Annotated in this window: 6 protein-coding genes; 1 reads left to right on the top strand and 5 read right to left on the bottom strand. The window is 62.7% G+C overall.

From position 1 onward, the window contains the following. Both aroE and hemF read right to left on the bottom strand, forming a co-directional pair. On the bottom strand, positions 1–743 hold a 743-nt coding region (gene aroE, locus HX803_RS31315), incomplete at its 3' end, for a shikimate dehydrogenase (protein ID WP_178925955.1). Continuing rightward, positions 743–1,675 carry an oxygen-dependent coproporphyrinogen oxidase gene (gene hemF / locus HX803_RS31310; protein ID WP_178925954.1) on the bottom strand — a complete coding sequence of 311 codons (933 nt, stop codon included), beginning with the start codon at positions 1,673–1,675 and terminating at the stop codon, positions 743–745. The genes hemF and aroE, both read right to left, overlap by 1 nt. Positions 1,676–1,835: 160 nt before the next feature. On the opposite strand from hemF, the gene HX803_RS31305 reads away from it, so the two are divergent. Further along, entirely contained in the window at positions 1,836–2,813 is a 978-nt protein-coding gene (locus tag HX803_RS31305; protein WP_178925953.1) for a quinone oxidoreductase, read from the top strand. A 121-nt stretch (positions 2,814–2,934) separates the two neighbouring features. On the opposite strand, the gene HX803_RS31300 is transcribed toward HX803_RS31305, so the two are convergent. From HX803_RS31300 to HX803_RS31290, 3 genes are all read right to left on the bottom strand, one after another. After that, positions 2,935–3,492, bottom strand: coding sequence for an L-threonylcarbamoyladenylate synthase (locus HX803_RS31300; protein ID WP_178925952.1), 558 nt, complete (start codon positions 3,490–3,492; stop codon positions 2,935–2,937). A gap of 61 nt (positions 3,493–3,553) precedes the next feature. Next, positions 3,554–4,657 carry a DNA-processing protein DprA gene (dprA, locus tag HX803_RS31295; protein WP_178925951.1) on the bottom strand — a complete coding sequence of 368 codons (1,104 nt, stop codon included), beginning with the start codon at positions 4,655–4,657 and terminating at the stop codon, positions 3,554–3,556. Positions 4,658–4,720: 63 nt separating this feature from the next. Further along, complete coding sequence (locus HX803_RS31290) at positions 4,721–5,497, bottom strand: peptidoglycan-binding protein (protein ID WP_178925950.1); 777 nt, start codon at positions 5,495–5,497, stop codon at positions 4,721–4,723. Positions 5,498–5,517: the final 20 nt, after the last annotated feature.

The raw sequence follows: 5,517 nt of genomic DNA, 5'->3' as shown, positions 1-5,517 counted from the left end.
TCCGCCGCTTGCTCAACCAGCATACCCAGACCATCCATTGCCACGGCTGCGCCCTGTTCAGTGGCCCAGCGACAAAACGCCGTCGGTTCCTTGGCGTACATCATGTCGTAGCAAAAGGTCTTGCCCGGTTCAATCAGGCTGCCTGCAATCGGCGGTACATCGCCTGACAGGCTGGCGGACGTGGCATTGATGATCACGTCCACCGGCTCACGCAGCCAGTCGAAACCGCTGGCAGACACCGGGCCCAGGTCGTCGAACAACTCAGCGAGCATTTCGGCCTTTTCCACGGTGCGGTTGGCGATGATCAGCGAAGCCGGCTGCTCGGCCAGCAACGGCTCCAGCGCGCCACGTACCGCGCCACCAGCGCCCAGCAACAGAATGCGCTTGCCTTGCAGGTTCAACCCCGCATTCACCGTGAGGTCGCGCACCAGGCCGGCACCGTCGGTGTTGTCACCCAACAGGCTGCCGTCGGCCAGCTTGCTCAGGGTGTTCACCGCGCCTGCGCGCTGAGCACGCTCGGTGAGGGTGTTGGCCAGGCGGTAGGCTTCTTCCTTGAACGGCACGGTGACGTTGGCGCCACGGCCTTGTGCAAAAAAGGCACGGGCACATCCGGTGAAATCCTCCAGCGGCGCCAGCAAGGTGCTGTAGTCCAGTTGCTCGCCGGTCTGCTCGGCGAACATACGGTGGATCAACGGCGATTTGCTGTGGCCAATGGGGTTGCCGAACACGACATAACGGTCCATTAGACAGCCGCCTTAGGCGCAGCGAGGCCCAGCCAGTCACGGTCTTGCAGGAAGTAGTCGGTAAGTCGCGCTTCTTCGCTGCCGGCTTCGGCCTTCCAGTCGTAGCTCCAGCGCACTTGCGGCGGCAGCGACATCAGGATCGATTCGGTGCGCCCGCCCGATTGCAGGCCGAACAGCGTGCCACGGTCGTAGACCAGGTTGAATTCCACGTAGCGGCCACGGCGGAACTCCTGGAACTCGCGCTGCTGCGCGGTATAGGGCGTGGCCTTGCGGCGCTGCACGATCGGCAGGTAGGCGTCGATGTAGGCGTCACCGATGGCGCGAATGAAGGCGAAGCAGGTGTCGAAGTCCCACTCGTTCAAGTCATCGAAGAACAGGCCGCCGATGCCACGCGGTTCGTTGCGATGCTTGATGTGGAAGTAGGTGTCGCACCAGGCCTTGTAGCGCGAATACACGTCCGGGCCGAACGGCGCACAGGCCTGCTCGGCCACGCGGTGCCAGTGAATGCAGTCTTCTTCGTTGCCGTAGTAGGGCGTGAGGTCGAAGCCGCCACCGAACCACCACACCGGCTCTTCGCCTTCTTTTTCGGCGATGAAAAAGCGCACGTTGGCGTGGGAAGTAGGTATGTGCGGGTTATGCGGGTGGATCACCAGCGATACGCCCAAGGCTTCGAAACCTCGGCCAGCCAACTCGGGGCGATGGGCACTGGCAGACGGTGGGAGACCGCTGCCAAACACGTGGGAAAAGTTAACGCCGCCTTTTTCGATCACCGAACCGTCTGCGATCACGCGGGTGCGACCACCGCCACCGGCAGGCCGGGTCCAGGCGTCTTCGATAAAGCGAGTGTCCGTCTCGAAGGTTTCCAGGGCGCTGCAAATGCGGTCTTGCAGGTCAAGCAGGTAGGCCTTTACAGCCTCGGTGCGGGTAGTCATGGCATCACCTTGAATCGGGCAAAGCTACGCGAGGCCATTGGGCGTCGGCGGCAAATGGGCGCACAGGATACCACCGCACCCCGCTGTGCCGCAGTTGACGAAGATCAAGCTTAGGAGTCCGATAGGGGGCTACGCGAATTCGAACCCAGGAGAAGTGCAGATGGCCAAACGTATCCAGTTCAGTGCCCATGGCGGCCCCGACGTGCTTGAGTATGTGGACTACACCCCAGCGGAGCCTGGCCCACAACAGGTTCGCGTGCGTAACGAGGCCATCGGCCTGAACTTCATCGACACCTATTTCCGCAGCGGCCTGTACGCGCCGCCCGCTTTGCCGTCGGGACTGGGCGCAGAAGGCGCCGGTGTGGTCGACGCGGTCGGCAGCGAAGTCACCCAATTCAAGGTCGGTGACCGCGTGGCCTACGGCAGTGGCCCACTGGGTGCCTACAGCCAACTGCACGTGCTGCCTGCCGCCAACCTGGTGCACCTGCCAGACGACATCAGCTTCGAACAAGCCGCTGGCGCCATGCTCAAGGGCCTGACCGTGCAGTACCTGCTGCGCCAGACCTATGAGTTGAAGGGCGGTGAAACCATCCTGTTCCACGCTGCTGCCGGTGGCGTGGGCTCCCTGGCCTGCCAGTGGGCCAAGGCGCTGGGCGTGAAGCTGATCGGTACCGTCAGCTCGCCGGAAAAAGCCACGCTGGCCAAATCCCTGGGCGCATGGGAAACCATCGACTACAGCAAGGAAAACGTCGCACAGCGCGTGCTGGAATTGACCGACGGCAAGAAAGTCCCGGTGGTGTACGACGGCGTCGGCAAGGACACCTGGCTGACCTCGCTGGACAGCGTGGCACCCCGTGGGTTGGTGGTGAGCTTTGGCAATGCGTCGGGTGCGGTCGACGGGGTGAACCTGGGGATCCTGGCGGCGAAAGGCTCGTTGTATGTGACGCGCCCAACCCTGGCGACCTACGCCAATAACCCGGAAAACCTGCAGGCGATGGCCGATGATCTGTTCTCGATGATCAAAAGCGGCAAGGTACGCATCGATATCAACCAGCGGTATGCACTGGCGGATGCCGCGAAGGCACAGACGGAGTTGTCGGGGCGGCGGACGACGGGGTCGACCATTCTGCTGCCTTAAGACTATGGGTTTTCGGCGTCTGTGAGGGCCTCTTCGCGGGCAAGCCCGGCTCCCACATTTGGATCTGTGAATACAGTCAAAATGTGGGAGCGGGCTTGCCCGCGATGGCCGCGCCTCGGTCTCAGGAAGGGCGCACCACCTCACCCGTGGCCAAATCCCGAATCAGGCTCGGGTTCTTGCGCCCACCTAAAGCACCGCCCAATACCAGGTCAAGCTGGCCGCGGAAATACTGCTCCACGCGAAGCCGCGTGCGCGCAGACGGCCGCCCCTGGGGGTTGGCCGACGTCGAAATCAGCGGCCCGACCAGCGAACACAAATCCCGCACCAACGGGTGATCGCTGACCCGCAGGGCCACGGTGTCATGCACACCGGTCACCCACTCGGGCAGCAAGTCTTGATGGGGCACCAGCCAGGTGTTCGGCCCCGGCCAGGTACTGGCCATGCGTTCGATCCAGGCGTCCGGGAAGTCTTCGAACAGGAAGTCGAACTGACGGATGTTGTCCGCCACCAGGATCAGGCCCTTGTCCACCGAGCGATTCTTGATCGCCAGCAACCGGTCCACCGCTTCTTCATTCCACGGGTCGCAGCCCAGGCCCCAGACCGCTTCGGTCGGATAGGCAATCACCGCGCCTGCGCGAATTTCTCGTGCGGCTTCCAGCACACGCCACCTGTTGACCATTGCTCACTCTCCGGACTTAAAGCTCTGCGCAGTTTACCGATCTTCGTTACAAAACCCATCCCTACAAAAGCGCACAGCGCGCAAGCCAGCGCCCGCTTTCGCAGATCACCTGACCTTCAAGCTCCAGTTCCGTAAGGGTTGCCAACACCTGGGACAAAGGCCGCCCACTGGCCATCGCCAAGGCTTCGCTGGTATGGGGTGCGGCATGCAACAGGGCCACCAGCGGATGGGTCACCGGCACTGGCGCCGGGCGGGACAGCGCCTGCCAACCGCGCAACCCTTCAAGAATGTGTTCGATGGTTTCCACCAGCACCGCACCCTCGCGGATCAGATGATGACAGCCCTTGGCCCCAGGATGATGGATGGAGCCCGGAATCGCATACACCTCGCGCCCTTGCTCGGCCGCCAGCTTCGCGGTGATCAACGAACCGCTGGCCATGCTGGCCTCCACCACCAGCACACCCAGGGACAAGCCGCTGATGATCCGATTGCGCCGTGGAAAGTTGCCCGCCTGGGGTGCGGCATCCAGCGGAAACTCGGAAACCATGGCGCTGCCCTGGGCAATCATCGCGTCGGCGAGCTTTCTGTGGCGCTGTGGATAAAAATTTTCTAGCCCGGTACCGAGCACGCCGATGGTATGCCCACCGACATCCAATGCCGCTTGGTGCGCGGCCCCGTCGATGCCCAGCGCCAACCCGCTGGTAATCACAAAACCGGCACTCGCCAGGCTGCGGGAAAACGCAGCGGCTGTGTCCATCCCAGGGCGAGAAGCACGGCGGCTGCCGACCATCGCCAACTGCGGTTTTTCGAGGATGGCGGGGTTGCCGGCCACGAATAAAAGCGGTGGCGCATCGTCGATCTGAGCGAGCAGTGCCGGGTAGTCGGGTTGGTCCCACATCAGCAAATGCTGGGCCGGGCGGGCCAGCCAGGCCAATGCAGCACTGGCACCGTCGCGTATTGCATGGCTGCGCCGTGCCTCTGCACTGATCGCGGGCAACCCAAGGGAACGCCAGGCACTGGCCGGCGCGCTGATCGCCTTGGAGGCCGAGCCGAACGCTTCGATCAACAGGCGAAAACGCTTCGGACTCAGTTCCGGCAGCCTGTGCAAGCGTAGACGAGCTTCCAGTTCTGACGGAGAAATTTCATGGCTGTTTATCGGATACATCTGATCATCCTTGACCGGAACAAGCTGTGGATAACTCTGTTGGTAACTTATTTAGCAGCCTATTTATTGTGTTTGATGGGCAGTCTCGAAGCGGTCCATGACTGCCAGTGGCCGTGAGGCGCTGAGTACCAGGCCGTAACTGAGCTTTTCGTAGATGCGAAACACCAGCAGGGTGCCCGCGCGCTCGTCGGGCAGCTTCACCGGAGCGCCCGTAAGGGTGTCGCGCACGGTGGCGCCGGCCTTGATCACCGTGAGCAATTGGCCTTCGACCAGGCCATCGCGGCGACCCTTGTTCAGGGTGACGGCATCCAGCACGCCGATCTGGGTTACGCCCTTGGGGATGTCGATGATTTTTCCTTCGATGAAGGGCGCACGTTGCGCGACTTCAAGATCTGCCAACGCAATGGGGGTTTCGGTTCGCAGCAAGCGGTCGCCGGGGCGCACCTCCTGTGTCACCCGCTGCACCGCCAGGGTGGTGAGATCGCCCGCGTTCACAAAGCGAGCCGTGCCGACGTCATCGGCGTTTACGCCCAGCAGTTCCTGGGTATCGGGGTCGGTGTAGGTCTTGCCCCGACGAAAGATCCCATAGGTGGGCAGGGCCGGGTCCAGGTGGCCCCGGGCATGCACCCGTTCGTCATGGGCGCCCAGGACACGCCCGGCGTCCGCCGCGACGATGTACGGCGCATTGTCCAAATCCTGCGGGGTATCGAGAATGCGGTTGTGCAGCAGGAAGCGTTGGATCGCCTGTTGCGTCGGTTGATCCAGACGCTGGGCGGGCGGGGGTAGCAGGGCCATGGCGAAAGGGGCCCACAGCAGCAAGACGAGTAGCGATTTCCTCATGGGGTGAATCTCCTTTATTA

This window comes from Pseudomonas sp. P7548 (genome assembly GCF_013386585.1).
Lineage (GTDB): Bacteria > Pseudomonadota > Gammaproteobacteria > Pseudomonadales > Pseudomonadaceae > Aquipseudomonas.
Note: the sequence above shows the minus strand (reverse complement) of the source record. Positions and strands in the feature narration are given on the sequence as shown.

What these genes read in the sequence shown, in the direction of transcription:
- dprA (WP_178925951.1), bottom strand. Translation starts at nt 4,657, where the DNA reads ATGTATCCGATAAACAGCCATGAAATTTCTCCGTCAGAACTGGAAGCT.
- HX803_RS31290 (WP_178925950.1), bottom strand. Translation starts at nt 5,497, where the DNA reads ATGAGGAAATCGCTACTCGTCTTGCTGCTGTGGGCCCCTTTCGCCATG.
- hemF (WP_178925954.1), bottom strand. Translation starts at nt 1,675, where the DNA reads ATGACTACCCGCACCGAGGCTGTAAAGGCCTACCTGCTTGACCTGCAA.
- HX803_RS31300 (WP_178925952.1), bottom strand. Translation starts at nt 3,492, where the DNA reads ATGGTCAACAGGTGGCGTGTGCTGGAAGCCGCACGAGAAATTCGCGCA.
- HX803_RS31305 (WP_178925953.1), top strand. Translation starts at nt 1,836, where the DNA reads ATGGCCAAACGTATCCAGTTCAGTGCCCATGGCGGCCCCGACGTGCTT.